The organism is Streptomyces sp. NPDC005805 (assembly GCF_040630445.1).
In the GTDB taxonomy this organism is placed as follows: Bacteria; Actinomycetota; Actinomycetes; order Streptomycetales; family Streptomycetaceae; genus Streptomyces.
The window spans coordinates 1-17,885 of record NZ_JBEXXN010000065.1 but is presented as its reverse complement, the minus strand read 5'-3'; the positions used below and the strand labels follow the sequence as shown (position 1 = coordinate 17,885).

Sequence of the window (17,885 nt, the reverse complement as noted above, 5' to 3'; positions counted from 1 at the left end):
CGGAGGGGCGGCGCGTCAGCGGGGCGTGGCGAAGTCCTGCACCCACCAGGGGCCGCCGGCGGCCGGCGAGACGGCCGCGCCGGTGTCCTTGAGGGCGCAGTCCTCGACGACCTTGCGGTGGGCCTCGCTCCTGGTCCAGTCGCGGACGACGGCGGCCGCGTCGGCCGGGCCGCGGTGGATGTTCTCGGCCGCCCGGCTCCAGGTGTACCCGGCGTCCCCGATCCGGTCGCCGACGTCCCGGCCGTCGGGGCCCCGGTGGGCGTAGTAGCGGTGGGCGGCCATGTCGTCGGCATGGGCGCGGGCCGCCGACCGCAGCCGCTCGTCGGTGCGCAGGGGGCCGCAGCCGACGGTGCGGCGGTGGGCGTTGACCAGATCGACCAGCCGCCGGGCCTGCTCGGCGGCGGAGGCGGCAGCGGGGGCGGGGGCCCGCTCCGGTACGCGAACAGGGGCGCGTTCGGGGGCGGGCGGCGGGCCGTGGGTGTCCGCCGGGGCTGCGTCGCAGCCGGCGAGGAGGAGGGCGGTGGTCAGGGCGACGGCCGACAGGGCGACGGTGCGGGTGGGCCGGGGGTGCGGCACGGGGGGCTCGCTCTCGGGCGGATGGGCGCCTGGTCGTCCGCCACCGTAGGCGGCACGGTCGCGCGGGGCGGTGGGGACGCGCGGCCGCAGTGCGGGAGGAACCCCGTCTGCGCTACGCGGTCGCACCGGCCGGTTCCTCGTGCGCCCGGCCGGTGTCCGGGATGTCCGATACGATGGAACACCTGATCGATCCCCGTGCTCCCGCGGGGAGCGGTATGCGTCCGGATCCCTTCGGGCGCGGGGTGCCGACCCCGTCCCCGGCCCCCGTCCGACGCCATGAACGCTCTGCGCACCCTCCCCGCGGCCCTGGCCGGTGTCTGCGTGCTCGCCCTCGCCGGCTGCGCGACCGCCGCGACGACCACGTCGGCCGGTGACGGGTCCGGCGGCGACCGCCCGCCGGCCGCGTCCCCCGCAGCCACGGCACCCGCGTCCTCCGGCTCCGCCGCCACGACCGCGTCCGCCGCCGTACAGCCCGAAGCGCCCGCGCCGCCCGCCGCCGACCCGCGGACCGAGCCCGCGCGGCTGTCGATACCGGAGATCGGGCTGGAGGACCTGGAGGTCGTGCCGTACGAGGGGACGACGGACGACTGGCCCGGCACCCGGATCCAGAACCGGGGCCTGGGCGCCAGCCCGTACGGCCCCGAGGGCGGAGTGGGCCCCGGCGAGGTCGGGAACTACCTGGTCACCGCGCACCGGCTCTCCGCGGGCGGACCGCTGCGCGACCTGCCGGCGCTCGACGAGGGCGATGTGGTGCGGGTGGCCTTCGGCGGCCGGGTGTACGAGTACGAGATCACCGAGACCCGGCAGACGTCCTTCCGCTCCGAGCGGTCGCTCGCCGAGCAGCGTGCCGCCGTACCGGGCGAGCCGGGCGCGAAGCCCACCAGGGCGATGATCACGATCTCGACCTGTGCCACCCCGGAGGACGACGCGGCGGGCAACTTCTGGCGCGACGACCGGGGCAACCCGGAGCACCGGATCGACAAGATCGGCGTGCTGCGCGCCACCCGCTGACCACCCCGCCGACCGCGCCCACCCCGCAAGGAATCAGCCGGTGGGCGCTTCCTTGCGCGCGGCCTCGCCGCGGCGGTTCCACCAGTGCCTGCGGCGCGGGTGGACGGCCCGGCCGAGGCGGCGGCCCAGCAGCAGATAGCCGAGCAGTGCGCCGGTGGTGTTGAGGATGACGTCGTCGATGTCGAAGGCGCGGCCGGTGACCAGGGAGCCCTGGATCAGCTCCACCAGCACCATCACGGCGGCGGTGATCAGCACGACCCGCAGGAGTCCGCGCGCGACGGGCGCGAGCACCGGCAGGAGGACGCCGAAGGGCACGCCCAGCAGGATGTTCCCGCCGAGCTGCTTCACGGTGTCCTGGAAGGCCGGGCTCTCCAGATAGGCGCGGATCGAGGAGCCCGGGTCGAGGTTGTTGTGGGTCAGGGGTTCGGAGGCGGCGGACGGTTCGAGCGTCAGCTTGGCGAGCACCACGCTGAACGCCACGGTCGCGAGGAACGCGAACAGCATGGCGATCCCCCGCGCCCAGGGCGCGGCGGGCGCTCCCGGCGCGGCGGGTGGCGGTGCGCCCGCGTCCTTTCCTTCCGTCCTGTCCTTCACTCTGCGCGGCATCACGGCCCCCACTTCCTGTCGTTCCGGTCGGCGGTCACGGCAGGGAGGCGGTTACCCCCGGTGGTGGCGGGCATACCTCGGCCCGTGGGGCGCACACCGGCATCCGGGGGCGGGCGCGCCGGGGCGGGGACTCACATGCCGCCAGCGACCCGCAGCACGGCTCCCGTGGTGTAGGAGGCGTCCGCCGAGAGGAGCCAGGACACGGCCCCGGCGACCTCGTGCGGCTGCCCGGACCGGCCCATGGGCACCAGGGCGGCGATCCTCGCCGGGCGGTCGGGATCCTCGTGGAAGTCGGTCCAGATGGTGCCGGGGGCCACGCAGTTGACGCGGATGCCGTCCGCGGCGACCTCCTTGGCGAGGCCGACGGTGAGGGTGTCGACGGCGGCCTTGGTCGCCGCGTAGTGGACGTACTCGCCGGGGCTGCCGAGGGTGGCGGCGCCGGAGGAGATGTTGACGATCGCCCCGCCACCGGTCGCCGTCATCTCCCGCACGGCGCGCCGGGCGCAGAGGAGGTAGCCGAGGACGTTGACCTCCAGCACGCGCCGCATGGCGTCCGCGTCGGCGTCGGCGAGGCGGCCGTTGGGGCCGGAGACGCCGGCGTTGTTGACGAGTCCGGTGACGGTGCCGAGGCGCGCGGCCTCGTCGAAGAGGCGGTCGACGGAGGACTCGTCGGCGGTGTCGACGGGCACGGCGAGGGCGCGGCGGCCGGCGGCCTCGACGGCGGCGGTGACCTCGCGGGCGGCCGCCTCGTCGCTGCGGTAGCCGACGACCAGGTCATGGCCGTCCGCGGCGAGGCGTTCGCAGATCGCGGCACCGATGCCGCGGCTGCCGCCGGTGACGACGGTCAGATGCTGGGACACGGGGGTCTCTCCGGGGGCCGGGTGCGGTGATCGGGTGGCGCGCCTCGGAGTGTAGGCGCGGCCCGTGGCCGCTCCGGCGCGGAGGTCAGCCCGGGCGGGGGCCGGTGGCGGTCTGCTCGCCCTCGGGGTCGACGTGCGGCAGGACGCGGTCCAGCCATTTCGGCATCCACCAGGCGGCCCGGCCCATCAGGGTCATGGCGGCGGGGACGAGGAGCAGGCGGACGACGGTGGCGTCGATGAGGACGCTCGCGGCGAGGCCGAGGCCGAGCATCTTGACCACGATGTTGTCGCTGAGGACGAAGGCGGCGAAGACGCTGACCATGATCAGGGCGGCGCAGGTGATGACCCGGGCGGTGATCTCCAGGGCGTGGGCGACGCTGGCGCGGGCGTCGCCGGTGCGTACCCATGCCTCGTGGACCCGGGAGAGCAGGAAGATCTCGTAGTCCATGCTGAGGCCGAAGACGATGGCGAACATCATCATCGGCACATAGCTCTCGATGGGCACGTCCCCGGAGACGCCGAGCGCCGGGCCGCCCCAGCCCCACTGGAAGACGGCGACGACGACGCCGTAGGAGGCGGCGATCGAGAGGACGTTGAGGACGGCGGCCTTCACCGCGACGAGCAGGCCACGGAAGACGATCAGGATGACGAGGAAGGCGAGGCCGACGACGACCGCGATGATCAGCGGGAGCCGGGAGGAGACGATGTCCAGGAAGTCGACCTGGGCGGCGGTGGTTCCGGTGACGTAGGTGCTCGCGTCGGTGCCGGAGACCGCCTGCGGCAGGACGTCGTCGGTGAGGTGGTTGACGAGGCGGGTGGTGGTCTCGTCCTGGGGCGCGGCGTCGGAGTAGGCGGTGGCGATGAGGACATCGCCGTCGGAGGTGGGGGTGAGGGGGGTGATGGTCTTCGCGCCGGGGACGTCCTTGAGGGCGTCCTGCACCTGGGAGGTGAGGGCGGAGCGGTCGGAGGAGGGGACGTCGCTCTGGTCGACGACGAGCGTGAGGGGTCCGTTGGAGCCGGGGCCGAAGGCCGAGGACATCAGGTCGTAGGCGCGCCGGTCGGTGAACGACTTGGGGTCGGCGCCGTCGCCGATGTGGCCGAGCTGGATGGAGAAGAGAGGGATGGCGAGGACCGCGAGGACCGCGACGCCCGCGCTCAGGAACCACCAGGGCCGCCGCTCCACGCGCTGGGCGTACCGGTGCCAGGTGCCCTGGACCTCCTCGCCGGGTTCGGCGTCGGTCTCCGCGATGGGTTTGCGGACGTGGTAGCGGTCGATGCGCCGTCCGATGATGCCGAGCAGGGCGGGGACCAGGGTGAGGGCGCCGAGGACGGCGGTGACCACGGTGACGGCGGCGGCCAGGCCGAGTTTGCCGATGAACGAGATCCCGGAGACCCACAGTCCGGACAGGGCGATGACGACGGTGCAGCCGGAGACGAGGACCGCGTGGCCGCTGGAGGCGGCGGCGAGTCCGGCGGCGGTGTGCGGGTCCCGGCCGTTCATCAGGTTCTGGCGGTGGCGGGTGATCAGGAAGAGGGCGTAGTCGATGCCGACGCCGATCCCGATCATGGTGGCGAGGGTGGGTGAGACGGTGGCGAAGATGGTGGCCGCGGCGAGGAGGCCCAGCAGTCCGAGGCCGCCGACGACCGCGATCAGGGCGGTCACCAGGGGCAGCACGGCGGCGATCAGGCTGCCGAAGCCGGCGAGGAGGACCAGGATCGCGACGCCGAAGCCGATGGCCTCGCTGGTGCGGTCGTTGGCCTCCGGGCGGGCGAGTTCGCCGAGGGAGCCGCCGTATTCGACGGTGACGCCCGCGGAGCGCAGGGGCTGGACGGCGTCGTCGACGCCGTCCAGATAGGAGGCGCCGAGGGTGGAGGGCTGCTCGTCGAAGCGGACCGTGATGTAGGCGGTCTTCCCGTCCTGCGAGAGGGGGCCGACGTCGGTGGCCGAGGAGGACGGGGGCGGGCTGCCCGGCGGGGGCAGCGGGTTCTGGGCGGAGAGGACGTGCGGCAGCTTCTCCAGGTCGCTGACGGTCGTCGACATCTGGTCGGCGGTCCCGGTCAGCGAGCTCTTCGGGTCGTGCAGCACGATCTGGGCGCTGTAGCCGCCGGCGGAGGGCTCATGGGCCTTCAGGACGTCCAGGCCCTCCTGGGACTGGGTGCCGGGGAGGGCGAAGTCGTCCGAGTAGTCGCCGCCGTAGGCGCGGTCGAGGACCTGGGCGCCGACGACCGCCGCGACCCAGAGGACCAGGACGACGACGCCGTGCCGCGCGCACCATTCGCCGAGCCGGCGGAGCGGGCCCTTGCGTCCGGGGGCCGGGTCCCGGCCGGAGGGCGCGGCGGATGCGGGGGGCGCCTGCGCGGACATACGGCTCCCGGTGTGTGCGAGCCCCCGCGGGGGCTGATGCGCGTCGGCCCGTGGGCGTGCCGGACGGGCGGACGGAGATGTCCTGCATTCAACGTGGGCGGCGGGGGGAGGGCACGCCGGGGCGGAGAAACGGGTGACGCCCGGGCCCGCGAGGTGGCGCGGCCGGGCCCGGAGGAGGGTGCGCACCCCGTGGGAGTGCGCACCCTCGGTGTTCCGTGGCGCCCGGATCAGCTCCGGTGGCGGCCCTGCTCCTCGTCCAGCATCGGCTGGCGCGGCTCACGCTCCTGACGGCCGCGCTCCTGCTGGCCACGCTCCTGCTGACCGCGCTCCTGCCGTCCGCGCTCCTGGGGCTGCCGGCCGGGCTCACGCTCGTCGCCCATGCGCTTCTGGGCCTCGTTCTTGAGCTGCTCGGCCTTGTCCTGGAACTGGTCCTTGATACCCATCAGACTCTCCTTCGAGCTGGTTGGTGTGGGCGGGATCAGCCTTGCACGGGCGGACATTGGGCGCATGTCGGTTGAACACGGACAGTAAGTGTCAGGGGAAAACGGCTTGTCGGAGGCGTGATCGCCACCGCCCCGGCGGCCCTCGCCCGGTCCGAGCGGCTGCGGGTGGGCGTCGGGGCCCGGCTCGCCGGTGAACTGGCTCGCTGCGGGCAGGAGTCGACGCCGGGGCCGGGCGTGGCCGGGGTCAGTGGCGGTGGCGTTCCTCGGCGGGGAGGCGGCTGATGCGTACCAGGCGGTCGAAGTCGACGGCCGCGCCGCGCAGGATCAGGTCGACCGACGCGCGGGCGGGGACGGGGACTTCGGCGTCCGGGTCGAGCAACGCCCGCTGGTAGACGGCGGATGCGAGCAGGTCCACGATCATGTCCGGGTCGGTGTCGGCGTGCAGGTCGCCGCGTTCGACCGCCCGGCGCACGGCGGTGGCCGCCGCCCGGCGACTGGGCTGCACCACGGTCTCCACCAGGCGGCGGTGCAGCCGGGAGTCGCGGGCGCAGTCCGCGAGCAGCGGAGCGAGGACGCCGGGCGGCAGCCGCTCGTGCAGCGCCTCGGTGAGGAGGCGCACGCTCTGGGTCAGATCGCAGCGGGTGCAGCCGTTGTCCGGGACCGGCGGGGTGACGAGCACCGAGGCGAGCGCGTCGACGACCAGGTCCTGGCGGACGGGCCAGCGGCGGCGGATCGTCGGCTTGGTGGTGCCGGCCCGGGCGGCCACCGCCTCCAGGGTGAAGCCCGTGTACCCCTGGTCGCGCAGGACGCCGAGGGTGGCGGCGAGGACCGCCGCGTCGATCGCCGGGTCGCGCGGGCGGCCGGTGGCCACGGGGGTCATGCCGCGGCGTCCTGGGGGTAGTAGCGCAGCTCGACGGTGTTGCCGTCCGGGTCGCGTATGTAGATGGACTGCGCGTCACCGCGGGCGCCGAAGCGGGGCACCGGGCCCTCCAGTACGTCGAACCGGCCGGACGCCACGACCTCGTGCCAGTCCAGCGGGTCGACGACGAGGCAGATGTGGTCGACGTTGGACCGGCCGCGCGGGCGGGCGAACAGGTCGATGATGGTGGTGGAGTTGATGCGCACGGACGGGAAGGGGACGGCGCCCTCCCGCCATTCCTCCACCCGGACCGGCTCCAGGCCGAGCGGCCCGCAGTAGAAGTCCAGTGCGCGCTCGACGTCCTCGACGTTGAGCACGAGGTGATCGAAGTCCTTGACCCGCATGACGCCCCTCCGGTGAACCCGCCGTGGTGAACGTGCCGTTTAACGTTTCGTTCCGGAACGGATCGTAACAGGGATGCGGTGGCGGGTGACAGCCCTGTGCGGTGGGTTCTTCGCGAGGGCCGTGGCGGCGGCCGGGCGGCTCAGGTCCCGGGGTCGAGCGCCGCGAGGCGGCGGCGCAGCAGGAGCAGCGCGGCACCGTCCGGGCCGGGGACCTGCCGGCGCAGCCGGAGGAGCGCCGGGGCGAGGCGGCGGGCCGCCGCGCTGTCGCGCGCCTGCTCCCACTGGTGGTGGGCGCGGTCGACGGCGCCGGTGACATCCGGGGCACCGGGCGGCTCGCCCCGGCCCAGCCGTGCCTCGGCCGCCTCCGCCCAGAGCGCGCAGCTGCCGGCGGGGTCGCCGGCGAGGCGGGCGAGGTCGGCGCGTACCTCCAGCCAGTGCAGGGCTTCGGCGGTGCCGGGGCCGTGGGTGCGCAGGGCCTCGCCCTCGTGGACGGCGGCGGCAGCGGCGGCCTCGCCGTGCCGCCCGGCCAGGGCGGCGGCGAGGATCGCGGCGTGGGGGTCGGGGGCGGGGGCGCTCGGCCGGGCGTCGGGGGTGCTTCCGGCGGGGGCCGGCCGGGCGTCGGGGGCGGGCTCGGGCTTGGGCTCGGGCTCGGCGGACGGTGCCGGTGGGGCCTCGGAGGCGGATGCGGGGGCCGGGGCGGCGGCGGGTGTCGGGAAGGGCGTGGGGGCGGGGGTCGGAGTGGGCGTCGGCGCGAACAGGAGGCGGTCGGCGGGCTGTTCGGGGGCGCTCGCCGTGGCGGCCAGCTCGTGGAGTTCGTCCAGCGGCGGGCGCGCGCCGCTGCGCCAGATCGCGGCCATGGCCTTGAGATAGGCGGGTTCGGCGAGGGCGCGCCGCCCGGCGGCCCGGACCGCGCTGCCGTACAGCCGTACCGACGGCCCCAACGCCGCCCGCCCCTCGGCCAGTTCGGGCCACGCGTCCGCGTCGGCGACGAGGTCCACGACCACGGTGGTGCTGCCCGGCCGCCGGGGTCCGAGTTCGCCCGCCAGCCAGTGCCAGGGCAGTGCCGTGTAGCGGACCGTCGCGGGGGTGGTGCGGGCCAGGGCGAAGTGCAGCAGGCGCTGCTTGCGGTCCATGTGGAGCTGCCCAGCCAGATAGAGGACGAGCGGGCCGGGCGCGGCCGCCGCCGCGCGGATACGGGTGAGCACGGCCTGGGGTTCCAGGGGGTCGGCGAGTTCCACGACGGTCGCCGCCGGCCCCTGCCCGCTGCGGTCGGTCCCGGCCGTACCCGCTCCGGCCATCACGGCCCCGGGCACGGCGGCGAGGGCGGGCAGTACGGACGCCGCGTCGATGAGCCGGGCCCGCCCCGCCGGTGCCGCCGTGAGCAGCAGCGCCGTGCCCGGCGCCGCGTTCCCGGCGGTGCCGCCTGCCGTGCCCCCTGCGGAGTGCTCCCCTGTGATCACCACAGCGGCACCGTATCGGACGGGAGGGAACGGACCGGTGGGTCAGGGGCGGGGGCGCGGGTGCGTGAAGCGGAACTCGGTGCGGCTGTGCCACGGCGTGCCGGGGCGGACCACGGTGCTGGGGAAGTCCGGCCGGTTGGGCGAGTCGGGCAGGTGCTGGGTCTCCAGGCAGATACCGGCGTACCGGCGCAGCGGACGGCCCGAGGGGTCGCAGAAGGCGCCGTCGAGCTGGTTCGCCGTGTAGACCTGGATGCCCGGTTCGGTCGTCCAGACCTCCATCTCGCGCAGGCCGCCCGGGGCGCGGAGGACGGCCGCGCGGCGCAGTCCGGGCTCCGGGCGCAGGACGAGGCAGTGGTCGAAGCCGCCGGCGCGGCGGAGTTGGAGGTCGGGGGCGGTGAGGCGTTCGCCGAGCAGGACGGGTTCGGTGAGGTCGAAGGCGGTGCCGTGGACGGCGGCGGCGGGGCCGAGGGGGATGCCGTCCTCGCCGACGGGGAGGTAGGCGTCGGCGTCGGCGCGCAGGGTGTGGCCGAGGATGTCGCCGTCCGTCCCGAGGTCGAAGTAGGCGTGGTTGGTCAGGTTGACGACGGTGGCGCGGTCGGTGGTGGCGGTGAAGTCGACGGCGAGAGTGCCGTCCGGGCCGAGGGAGTAGGTGACGGAGACGTCGAGTGCGCCGGGGAAGCCCATGTCGCCGTCGGGGCTGTGCAGGGTCAGGCGTACGGCCGCGTGCCCGGGGACGGGGACGGGGACGGGGACGGCGGTGGCCTGCCAGACCTTGGTGTGGAAGCCCTCGGGGCCGCCGTGCAGAGCGTTCTCGCCGTTGTTGGCGGGGACGGTGTGCTCGGTGCCGTCGAGGGTGAACCGGCCGCCGGCGATCCGGTTGGCGTAGCGGCCGACGACGGCGCCCAGATAGGGGCCCTTGGCGTACTCCGGCACGCCGGGCAGGGAGAGGACGGTCCCGCCCGGTTCGCCGCGCGTGTCGGGGACGTCGAGCGTGTGCAGGACCGCTCCGTAGGTGAGGATCTCGGCCCGTGGGCCGGTGCCGGGGTCCAGGGTCCAGACCTCGACGTCCTCGCCGTCCGGTGAGGTGCCGAAGGGGGCGTGGTGCACGGTGGGGCGGGGCATCCGGGGTCCTTGCCTGGAGCGGGCGGGGTGGGGCCGCGTGCCGGTCCGGGTGGGACGGGCACGCGGGAGGGCGCGGCGGCCGGGTCAGGGCCCGGGCCGGGGGCCGCCGGGCACCGTGGACTCGCGCACGATCAGCCGGTAGCCGGGGCGTTCGCGGCGCGGGGCGCGGGTCTCGTCGCCGGTGAGGCGTTCGACGAGGCTGTCGACGGCGAGCCGGGCGATGGCCTCCTTGTCCGGGGAGACGGTGGTCAGGGTGGTCGCGCCGTAGCGGCTCTCCTCGATGTCGTCGAAGCCGACGACGGCGACGTCCCCGGGGACGGAGAGGCCGCGTTCGGTGAGGGTGCGCATGGCGCCGATGGCGATGAGGTCGTTGTAGGCGAAGACGGCGTCGGGGCGCTCCCCGCTGTCGAGGAGGGCGGCCATCGCGGCGGCGCCGTCCTGGCGGCCGTAGCCGTCGGTGACCACGACCAGTTTCTCGTCCGCCGTCAGACCGGCCGCCGCGTGCTCCTCGCGCCAGCCGCGCAGCCGCAGATGGGCGGGCTGGCGTTCGCGTCCGGTGCGGGAGCCGATGAAGGCGATCCGCCGGTGGCCGAGGCCGATGAGGTGGCGGACGGCCTCGCGGGCGGCGGCGACGTTGTCGATGGCGATGTGGTCGTAGGGCGCCTCGTACTCCCGCTCCCCCAGCAGCACCAGCGGGGCGGTGCCGGTGCGGGCGGTGAGGTCCTCGGTCTCCAGGTGGATGGGGCTGAGGATCAGTCCGTCGATGACCTGGGCGCGGAAGCCCTGGCTGACCAGGAGTTCCTTCTCGCGCTCACCGGCGGTGTGGTCGACGAGGACGGTGTAGTCGTGGCGGGCGGCGGCGTCGACGACGGCCCCGGCGAGTTCGGCGAAGTAGGGGTTGCCGAACTCGGGGACGGCGAGGGCGATGATGCCGGTGCGGCCCTTGCGCAGATGGCGGGCGGTCAGATTGGGCCGGTAGCCGAGTTCGTCGATGGCCTGCTGCACCTTGGCCCGCATCTGCGGGGTGACGTGCGGGTAGTTGTTGACGACGTTCGACACCGTCTTGATGGACACGCCGGCCCGTCTGGCCACGTCCTTGAGGCTGACGCCCACGGCACTCCCTTGTTCTCGCTCGGTTCTCGACGCGGTGGCATCCCACCCGGTGGTCGCCCACGCGGTGGCCGCCCGCCGCCTGTGGCGCCGCGCGCCGCGGCGGGGCCGGCCGGTCCGGGGCCGGGTCAGGTCGATCTGCGGCTCCGTCCCAGGTAGCGCTGCGCCACGACGACCACGATAAGGAAGCCGCCGCTGACCACCGACTGGTAGGAGGAGTTCAGCGACCCGATCTGGTTGATCAGGTTCTGGATGACCGCGAGCAGCAGGACGCCCCACAGGGTGCCCGCGACCGACCCCGCCCCGCCGATGAGGAGGGTGCCTCCGATGACGACGGCGGCGATGGCGTCCAGTTCCATGCCGGCGCCGACGATGGTGACGCCGGAGGAGAGGCGTGCCGCGTTCAGCGCGCCGGCGAACCCGGCGAGCAGGCCGCTGAGGGTGTAGACGAGGACGGTGGTGCGGGCGACGGGGAGGCCCATCAGGGTGGCCGCGTCCCGGCTGCCGCCGACCGCGAACAGGGTCTGCCCGAAGGAGGTGCGCTGGAGGAGGAGGCCGCCCGCGCCGAACAGGACCAGCGCGATCAGGACCGGGTACCCGAAGCCCCCGAGGCTCCCCTGCCCGAGCTGCGCGAACGCGGAGTCCTTGGGCACCAGACGGGTGGTGGCGCCCTCGTCGGTGAGGGCGAGGAGCAGACCGCGGGCGCCCAGCAGGCTCGCCAGGGTGACGATGAAGGGCGCCATGCCCGCGCGGCCGATGAGGAGCCCGTTGAGCAGCCCGATCGCCCCGCACACGGCGAGCGGCACCAGCAGCGCGGGCAGCATGCCCCACTGCGAGCCCCAGGCGGCGAGGACCCCGCCGAGGGCGAACACGGAGCCGACGGAGAGGTCGATCCCGCCCGTGATGATCACGAAGGTCATGCCGAGCGCCACGATCGCGAGGAAGGACGCCTGGACGGTCACCCCGCGGGCGTTGTCGAGGGTGGCGAACGACGGGTAGACGAAGGAGGCGACCAGGACGACGGTGAGCAGGACGGCGAGGACGCCCTGGCGCTGGACGAAGGCGGCGAGGCGCTCCCGGCCGGAGGCCGGGTCGGCGCCGCCGGGGCCCGCGGTTCCGGTTCCGGTTCCGGGGGTCTTCGGGGGCACGGGGGCGGTGGTGGTGGGGTTCATCGGGACCGGCGCTCCCGGGCGACGTAGACGGCGGCGACGATGATGGCCGCCTGGGCGATCTGGGCGGTGGAGTCGGGCAGGTCGTGCTTGACGAGGGTGGCCCGCAGCAGCTGCATCAGCAGCGCGCCCGCGACGGTCCCGAGCACCCGGACGGACCCGCCGCTGAGCGGGGTGCCGCCGACGACGACCGCGGTGATGGCGGAGAGTTCCATCAGGGTGCCCAGCGAGGACGGGTCGCTGGCGGTCAGCCGGGCGGTGGCGAGGATTCCGGCGAGCGCGGCGAAGGCCCCGCAGAGGACGTAGACGCCGACGAGGACCCGTCTGACGGGCAGTCCGGCGAGGGCGGCGGCGGAGCGGTTGCCGCCGACGGCGACGATCTGCCGGCCGAAGGTGGTGCGCCGGACCAGGAAGGCGACCGTGCCCGCGAGGAGGGCGGCGATCAGGACCACGTAGGGGACGCCGAGGAGGCTCCCGGTGCCGAGGGCCAGCAGGTCGGGGTTGACGATCTGCTTGAGCTGCCCGTCGGCCATGACGAGCGCGAGGCCGCGTCCGCCGACGAACAGGGCGAGGGTGGCGACGATGGGCTGGAGTCCGACCACGGAGACCAGGGTCCCGTTGACCGCGCCGACGACCGCGCCCGCGAGGAGGGCGATCAGCAGGGCGGGGACGAGTCCGTAGCCGAGGTAGAGGGGCAGCAGGGCGGCGGCGAGCGCCATGGTGGAGCCGACGGAGAGGTCCACGCCCTCGGTGCCGATGACCAGGGCCATGCCGAGGGCGACGATGACGACGGGCGCGACCTGGACGAGCTGGGTGCGCAGGTTGTCGGCCGTCAGGAAGTGGTCGGTGAAAAGGGCGTTGAAGAGGACGAGGGCGGCGACGGCGACGTAGACGCCGTACGCCTGGTACCAGGCGGGGTCGCGCAGCCGGGCGAGCGGGCCGCGCGCGCCACGGGGCTCGCGGGGGCCGCGGGGCCCGTGGGAGGAGGTGGCCGGTGCGGGCGTGGCGGCGGCCGGGGCGGTCATCGGGCGTCCTCCTGGGCGGGCGCGGGATCGGGCACGGGGGCGGGGGCCGGGTCGGGCGTGGGGTCCGGGGCGGGGTCGGCGGCCCGGGCCGGGTCGGGGTCCCGGGTGGTCTCCGGAGCGGGGTCGGCGGGCGGGGCGTGGTCGGCGAGGATCTCCAGGAGTTCGCTCTCGCCGACGCGCTCGCCGTCGAGTTCGCCCGCGACCGCTCCCCCGCGCAGTACCACGATCCGGTCGGCGCCCTCCACCAGCTCCTCGATGTCCGAGGAGATCAGGAGCACCGCCAGCCCCTCCCGGGCGAGTTCGTCGATCAGCGCCTGGACCTCCGCCTTGGCGCCGACGTCGATGCCCCGGGTCGGCTCGTCGAGGAGGAGGACCTTGGGCTCCAGGCAGAGCCAGCGCGCGAGGAGGACCTTCTGCTGGTTGCCGCCGGACAGTTCGCCGACCTTCTGCTCCGGGCCGGACGCCTTGATCCGCAGGCGCTTCATGAAGATGTCGACGATCCGGTCCTGGCGGGTGCGGGAGACGACCCCGGCCCGGGAGAGGCGGGGCATCGCGGCGAGCACGATGTTCTCGCGGACGGAGAGGCCGGGAACGATGCCCTCCGCCTTGCGGTCCTCGGGCAGCAGGCTGATCCCGGCGCGGATGGCGGCGGCCGGGCTGTGCCGGCGCAGGGTGCGCCCGGCGACGCGGATCTCGCCGGAGTCGAGGGCGAGGGCGCCGGCGAGGGCCTTGGCGGTCTCGCTGCGTCCGGAGCCGAGGAGTCCGCCGAGGCCGAGGACCTCGCCGGGGTGGAGTGCCAGGGAGACGTCGTGGAGTTGATGGCGCCTGCTCAGGCCCCGGGCGGTGAGGACGGGGGTGCGGGCGGCGTCGTGGCCGTCCGTACCGAAGCCGGTGACGCCGTCGCGCCGGACCTCGGCGATGTCCCGGCCGAGCATCATGGAGACGAGTTCCATCCGGCCGAGGCCGGCCAGTTCGCCGGTGTGGACATGGCGGCCGTCGCGCAGCACGGTGACCCGGTCGCAGATCCGGTACAGCTCCTCCATGCGGTGACTGACGTAGAGGACGGCGATGCCCCGGCCGCGCAGTTCGGCGATGACCCGGAACAGGGTCTCCACCTCGCGCGGTTCGAGGGAGGAGGTCGGCTCGTCCATGACCACGACCCGGGCCTCGACGGAGACGGCCCGGGCGAGGGCCACCATCTGCTGGGCGCCGATGCCGAGGGTGCCCAGGGGGCGCCGGGGGTCGACGCGGACGCCGAAGCCGTCGAGGAGGCGGGCGGTCTCGCGGTGCATCCGCGCGAAGTCGATGAGACCGAAGCGGTTCTTCGGTTCACGGCCCAGGAAGATGTTGCGGGCGACGCTCATCAGGGGGACGAGGTTGACCTCCTGGTAGATCGTCGATACCCCGGCGCGCTGCGCCTCGGCGGGGCGGGCGAAGCGCACCGGGGCGCCGGCGAGGCGGAGTTCGCCGCCGTCGGGGCGGTGGACTCCGGTGAGCACCTTGATGAGCGTGGACTTGCCCGCGCCGTTCTCGCCCACCAGGGCGTGGGTCTCACCGGCGAGCAGGGTGAAGGAGACGTCGTCGAGGGCGACGACCCCGGGGAAGCTCTTGCCGACGCCGACGGCCTCCAGGACGGGGGCGCCGGGCGTGGCGCGGGACGTGCCCGGCGGCGCCGGGACGGCGGCGGTGTCAGGTGGTGCCATGGGGCGGTGCCTTCCGGTGGTCCGTGGTCCGGTGATCCGTGGTCCGGTGATCCGTGGTCAGGTGGTCGGTGGTCAGGTGGTCGGTCGGTCCGTGACGGGCGGGGGCGGGTTCGGGGTGGTGGGCCGGGTTCGCGGTGGGCCGGGTTCGCGGTGGGCCGGGGCCGCCGTCCCGACGGGTGGGCGGCGGCCCCGGGGTCACCGGGTCAGTACGCCCCGCCGAGGGACTCCTCCGCGTTCGCCTCGTCGTACTCGCGGTCGCTGATGATCACGTTCTCCGGGATCTCCTCACCGGCGTAGAACTTCTGCGCGGTGGCGAAGGCGAGCGGGCCGAAGCGGGGGTTGGACTCGATGACCGCGTTCATCTCCCCGTTGACCAGGGCCTGGACGGCGTTGCGCGTACCGTCGATGGAGACGATCTTGACGTCCTTGCCGGGCTTCTTGCCGGCCGCCTTCAGCGCGGTGATCGCACCGAGGCCCATCTCGTCGTTCTCCGCGTACACGGCGCTGATGTCCGGCTTGGACTGGATGAGCTGCTCCATGACCTGCTGGCCCTTGTCGCGGGCGAACTCGCCGGTCTGCTGGGCGACGATCTCCAGTCCGGGCGCCTTCGCCTTCACCTGGTCGACGAAGCCCTTGGTGCGGTCGGTGGTGACGTTGTTGCCGGAGGCGCCGAGGAGGATGGCCACCTTGCCCTTGCCGCCGGTCGCCTCGATCATCGCGTCGGCGGCCCGCTTGCCCTGCTCCACGAAGTCGGAGCCGAGGAAGGCCAGATAGTCCTCGCAGGCGCTCGCGTTGACCTTGCGGTCGATGGTGAGCACGGGGACCTTCTTCGCGGCGGCGGCCTGGAGGGCGGGTTCGAGGCCGTCCGAGTTCAGCGGCGCGACGATGAGGAACTGGGCGCCCTGCGCCAGCATGTCCTGGATGTCGCTGATCTGCTTGGACAGCTGCGACTGGGCGTTGGTGGTGAGGAGCTTCCTCACCCCGAGTCTGGCGGCCTCGTCCTTGATGGACTGCGTCTCGGCGATACGGAACGGGTTGGCCTCCTTCTCCGACTGGGAGAAGCCGACGACCGCGTTCTTCAGGTCCAGTTCCGGTGCGCCGTACTTGGTGAGCGAGCAGCCCGGTCCGGAGGACGCCTCGGGGCTCTTGGCCGCCTGGGCCCCCTGGCCGCTTTCGCTGCCCGAGGAGCCGGTGGTCTCGGACTTGGCGCAGGCCGAGAGCGTGAGCGCGGCGGCCGCGGCCAGGGCGCAGGCGGCGGTGAGGGTTCTGGGTCGACGCTGGAGGTTCATGCGCGGGACGCTCCTTGACGGGTGGGACGGCGCGCCTCGGGGAGTGCGCGGCCGGTCGGGCAGGTGGTGCGGAGACGGCGGCCGGATGGGGTCGGCGCATGGCGGACCGGCCCTCGCGAACCAGCGGTGAGCTGGGCGGAATCAAGGCCGCGAGGGTGGGCACGAGGTTGTTCGGCGGCTCGGTTTACAACGTTATATAGCCGGGGCGGCACGGCGGCAAGGGTGCTGCGGCGGGCTTTCGGAAAACGGCCGGGCGGGAGGTGAGAGCGCTCCCGGCCTTTCCGCGGCGCACCCCCTTGCCGGCGCGGCGGTCCCGTGCTGTCATACGCCCGGAACGCTTTTGCAACGTTGCACAGCACTTTCCGGACCACGTCTTCCGGGCTTCCCGCACCTCCCGCAGGCGTCCTGTGACGCCCTCCGGCGCGCTCCCCCGCGCCGGGTCGTTCCCACCGACGCGGCCCTGCGGTACGACCTCCAGGCCCACAAGGACCTCGGCTTCAACATGGTGCGCAAGCACATCAAGGTGGAGCCCCAGCGGTGGTTCTACTGGGCGGACCGGCTCGGTCTGCTGGTGTGGCAGGACATGCCGTCCATGGACACGGGCAAGGTCCCCGACGCCGCCGCCCGCACCCAGTGGGAGGCGGAGTACCGGGCGATCGTGGACCAGCACCGCAGTTCACCGTCCGTGGTGATGTGGGTGAACCAGAACGAGGGCTGGGGCCAGTACGACCAGGCGCGGCTCGCCGATGTGGTCAAGGGCTGGGACCCCTCGCGGCTGGTCACCAACATGAGCGGCGTCAACTGCTGCGGTTCGGTGGACGGCGGGAACGGTGATGTGGTGGACCACCACATCTATGTGGGCCCGGGCAACACCCCGCCGAGTGCCACCCGGGCCGCCGTACTGGGCGAGTTCGGCGGTCTCGGCTACCGCGTCCCCGGTCACGAGTGGTACCCGGGCGGTGGCTTCAGCTACGAGGACCAGCCGAGTCTTCCGGCCCTGGACAACCGTTTCGTCGGTCTGCTCGACGCGATCCGGATCGGCCAGCTCCCGGCCGGGCTCTCGGCCTCCGTCTACACGGAGATCACCGACGTGGAGAACGAGGCGAACGGTCTGCTCACCTACGACCGGCAGGTGGTGAAGGTGGACACGGCCCGGGTGCGGGCCGCGAACGAGGCGCTGATCAGGGCGTCCGGCACCCCGCGCACCGCCCTGCCCACCGGGAACCGCTCGCTGCGCGTCACCACCCCCGGCCACACCGGCAAGTACCTGCGCCACTACGACGGACTGGCCTTCACCGAGGCGGTGTCGGCGGGCAGTCCGGCCCTGCTCAGGAACGACGCGACCTGGCGGATCGTGCCGGGGCTCGCCAACCCGAACTGCTACTCGCTGGAGTCCCGTAACCATCCCGGCGAGTACCTGCGGCACCGGGACTTCCGGGTGCACCGGGAGGCCGGCGACGGTTCGGCCCTGTTCAGGGCGGACGCCACCTGGTGCGCGGTCCCGGGCGACGGCGGCGTCCGGCTGACCAGCGCCAATCTGCCGGGGAGCTTCCTGCGCCACATCGACTCGGAGGTGTGGCTCGCCACCCCGGGCGGGCCGAACCCCTGGGACGCCCCGGCCCTGTTCACCGAGGACACCACCTGGGCGGTGGAGGCGCCCTGGGCCCCCTGACGGGCCGATGACCCGGTTGGCGCGTCACCGCCGCGCCGGCCGGGTCCGGTGCCCCGGGGCCGAGCGCCGGGGGCCGGGGGGCCGGGGCGTGCGCCGGGCGGGGGGGCCGCGGGGCGGGGCCGGCCCCGCGGCGCCCCCCGCCCCCCAAACCGCCCCCCCCCCCCCCCGCGGCCCCCCCCCGCCCCCCCCCCGGCCCCCGGCGGGGGCGGGA

The 17,885-nt window shown here is 74.4% G+C and carries 15 protein-coding genes and 1 pseudogene; 2 read left to right on the top strand and 14 right to left on the bottom strand.

Features of this window, described 5'->3' with window-relative positions:
- Positions 1-15 precede the first annotated feature (15 nt).
- Positions 16-576 carry a CAP domain-containing protein gene (locus tag ABZ457_RS26765; RefSeq protein WP_359162210.1) on the bottom strand — a complete coding sequence of 187 codons (561 nt, stop codon included), beginning with the start codon at positions 574-576 and terminating at the stop codon, positions 16-18.
- A 276-nt stretch (positions 577-852) separates the two neighbouring features.
- On the opposite strand from ABZ457_RS26765, the gene ABZ457_RS26760 reads away from it, so the two are divergent.
- Positions 853-1,587, top strand: coding sequence for a class E sortase (locus tag ABZ457_RS26760; RefSeq protein ID WP_359162207.1), 735 nt, complete (start codon positions 853-855; stop codon positions 1,585-1,587).
- A gap of 33 nt (positions 1,588-1,620) precedes the next feature.
- Here ABZ457_RS26760 and ABZ457_RS26755 read toward each other — a convergent pair whose 3' ends face one another.
- The 13 genes from ABZ457_RS26755 to ABZ457_RS26695 form a co-directional block, all read right to left on the bottom strand.
- Positions 1,621-2,181 (bottom strand): VanZ family protein, encoded by a 561-nt coding sequence (locus ABZ457_RS26755; RefSeq protein WP_359162204.1) that lies wholly within the window; start codon positions 2,179-2,181, stop codon positions 1,621-1,623.
- 143 nt (positions 2,182-2,324) lie between these two features.
- Positions 2,325-3,053, bottom strand: a complete 729-nt coding sequence (locus ABZ457_RS26750; protein WP_359162201.1) for an SDR family oxidoreductase — start codon at positions 3,051-3,053, stop codon at positions 2,325-2,327.
- Between the two features lie 85 nt (positions 3,054-3,138).
- Positions 3,139-5,418 carry an MMPL family transporter gene (locus ABZ457_RS26745; RefSeq protein ID WP_359162198.1) on the bottom strand — a complete coding sequence of 760 codons (2,280 nt, stop codon included), beginning with the start codon at positions 5,416-5,418 and terminating at the stop codon, positions 3,139-3,141.
- Positions 5,419-5,645: 227 nt separating this feature from the next.
- On the bottom strand, positions 5,646-5,861 hold the full coding sequence (locus ABZ457_RS26740) for a hypothetical protein (protein WP_359162195.1): 216 nt from the start codon (positions 5,859-5,861) through the stop codon (positions 5,646-5,648).
- A gap of 244 nt (positions 5,862-6,105) precedes the next feature.
- Entirely contained in the window at positions 6,106-6,741 is a 636-nt protein-coding gene (locus ABZ457_RS26735; protein WP_359162192.1) for a TetR/AcrR family transcriptional regulator, read from the bottom strand.
- Positions 6,738-7,124 carry a VOC family protein gene (locus tag ABZ457_RS26730; RefSeq protein WP_359162189.1) on the bottom strand — a complete coding sequence of 129 codons (387 nt, stop codon included), beginning with the start codon at positions 7,122-7,124 and terminating at the stop codon, positions 6,738-6,740. Before ABZ457_RS26730 ends, ABZ457_RS26735 begins: the two co-directional genes overlap by 4 nt.
- Positions 7,125-7,264: 140 nt before the next feature.
- Entirely contained in the window at positions 7,265-8,587 is a 1,323-nt protein-coding gene (locus ABZ457_RS26725; protein WP_359162187.1) for a hypothetical protein, read from the bottom strand.
- 39 nt (positions 8,588-8,626) lie between these two features.
- Positions 8,627-9,706 (bottom strand): aldose epimerase family protein, encoded by a 1,080-nt coding sequence (locus ABZ457_RS26720; protein ID WP_359162184.1) that lies wholly within the window; start codon positions 9,704-9,706, stop codon positions 8,627-8,629.
- Between the two features lie 84 nt (positions 9,707-9,790).
- Positions 9,791-10,819, bottom strand: coding sequence for a LacI family DNA-binding transcriptional regulator (locus ABZ457_RS26715; protein WP_359162181.1), 1,029 nt, complete (start codon positions 10,817-10,819; stop codon positions 9,791-9,793).
- A 125-nt stretch (positions 10,820-10,944) separates the two neighbouring features.
- Entirely contained in the window at positions 10,945-11,988 is a 1,044-nt protein-coding gene (locus ABZ457_RS26710; protein ID WP_359162179.1) for an ABC transporter permease, read from the bottom strand.
- The gene (locus ABZ457_RS26705; protein WP_359162177.1) at positions 11,985-13,010 is read right to left on the bottom strand and encodes an ABC transporter permease; all 1,026 of its coding nucleotides are present in this window, start codon (positions 13,008-13,010) and stop codon (positions 11,985-11,987) included. Before ABZ457_RS26705 ends, ABZ457_RS26710 begins: the two co-directional genes overlap by 4 nt.
- Positions 13,007-14,713, bottom strand: a complete 1,707-nt coding sequence (locus tag ABZ457_RS26700; protein ID WP_359162175.1) for a sugar ABC transporter ATP-binding protein — start codon at positions 14,711-14,713, stop codon at positions 13,007-13,009. Before ABZ457_RS26700 ends, ABZ457_RS26705 begins: the two co-directional genes overlap by 4 nt.
- A 203-nt stretch (positions 14,714-14,916) precedes the next feature.
- Entirely contained in the window at positions 14,917-16,002 is a 1,086-nt protein-coding gene (locus tag ABZ457_RS26695; RefSeq protein ID WP_359162173.1) for an ABC transporter substrate-binding protein, read from the bottom strand.
- 445 nt (positions 16,003-16,447) lie between these two features.
- Between ABZ457_RS26695 and ABZ457_RS26690 the strand changes: the two are divergent.
- Positions 16,448-17,674 (top strand): annotated as a pseudogene (locus tag ABZ457_RS26690) (AbfB domain-containing protein); the annotation flags it as partial.
- Positions 17,675-17,885 lie beyond the last annotated feature (211 nt).

Bases quoted from the DNA above. Each gene is read 5' to 3' on its own strand.
- ABZ457_RS26760 (WP_359162207.1), top strand. From the start codon at position 853: ATGAACGCTCTGCGCACCCTCCCCGCGGCCCTGGCCGGTGTCTGCGTG.
- ABZ457_RS26745 (WP_359162198.1), bottom strand. From the start codon at position 5,418: ATGTCCGCGCAGGCGCCCCCCGCATCCGCCGCGCCCTCCGGCCGGGAC.
- ABZ457_RS26740 (WP_359162195.1), bottom strand. From the start codon at position 5,861: ATGGGTATCAAGGACCAGTTCCAGGACAAGGCCGAGCAGCTCAAGAAC.
- ABZ457_RS26735 (WP_359162192.1), bottom strand. From the start codon at position 6,741: ATGACCCCCGTGGCCACCGGCCGCCCGCGCGACCCGGCGATCGACGCG.
- ABZ457_RS26730 (WP_359162189.1), bottom strand. From the start codon at position 7,124: ATGCGGGTCAAGGACTTCGATCACCTCGTGCTCAACGTCGAGGACGTC.
- ABZ457_RS26720 (WP_359162184.1), bottom strand. From the start codon at position 9,706: ATGCCCCGCCCCACCGTGCACCACGCCCCCTTCGGCACCTCACCGGAC.
- ABZ457_RS26710 (WP_359162179.1), bottom strand. From the start codon at position 11,988: ATGAACCCCACCACCACCGCCCCCGTGCCCCCGAAGACCCCCGGAACC.
- ABZ457_RS26705 (WP_359162177.1), bottom strand. From the start codon at position 13,010: ATGACCGCCCCGGCCGCCGCCACGCCCGCACCGGCCACCTCCTCCCAC.
- ABZ457_RS26700 (WP_359162175.1), bottom strand. From the start codon at position 14,713: ATGGCACCACCTGACACCGCCGCCGTCCCGGCGCCGCCGGGCACGTCC.
- ABZ457_RS26695 (WP_359162173.1), bottom strand. From the start codon at position 16,002: ATGAACCTCCAGCGTCGACCCAGAACCCTCACCGCCGCCTGCGCCCTG.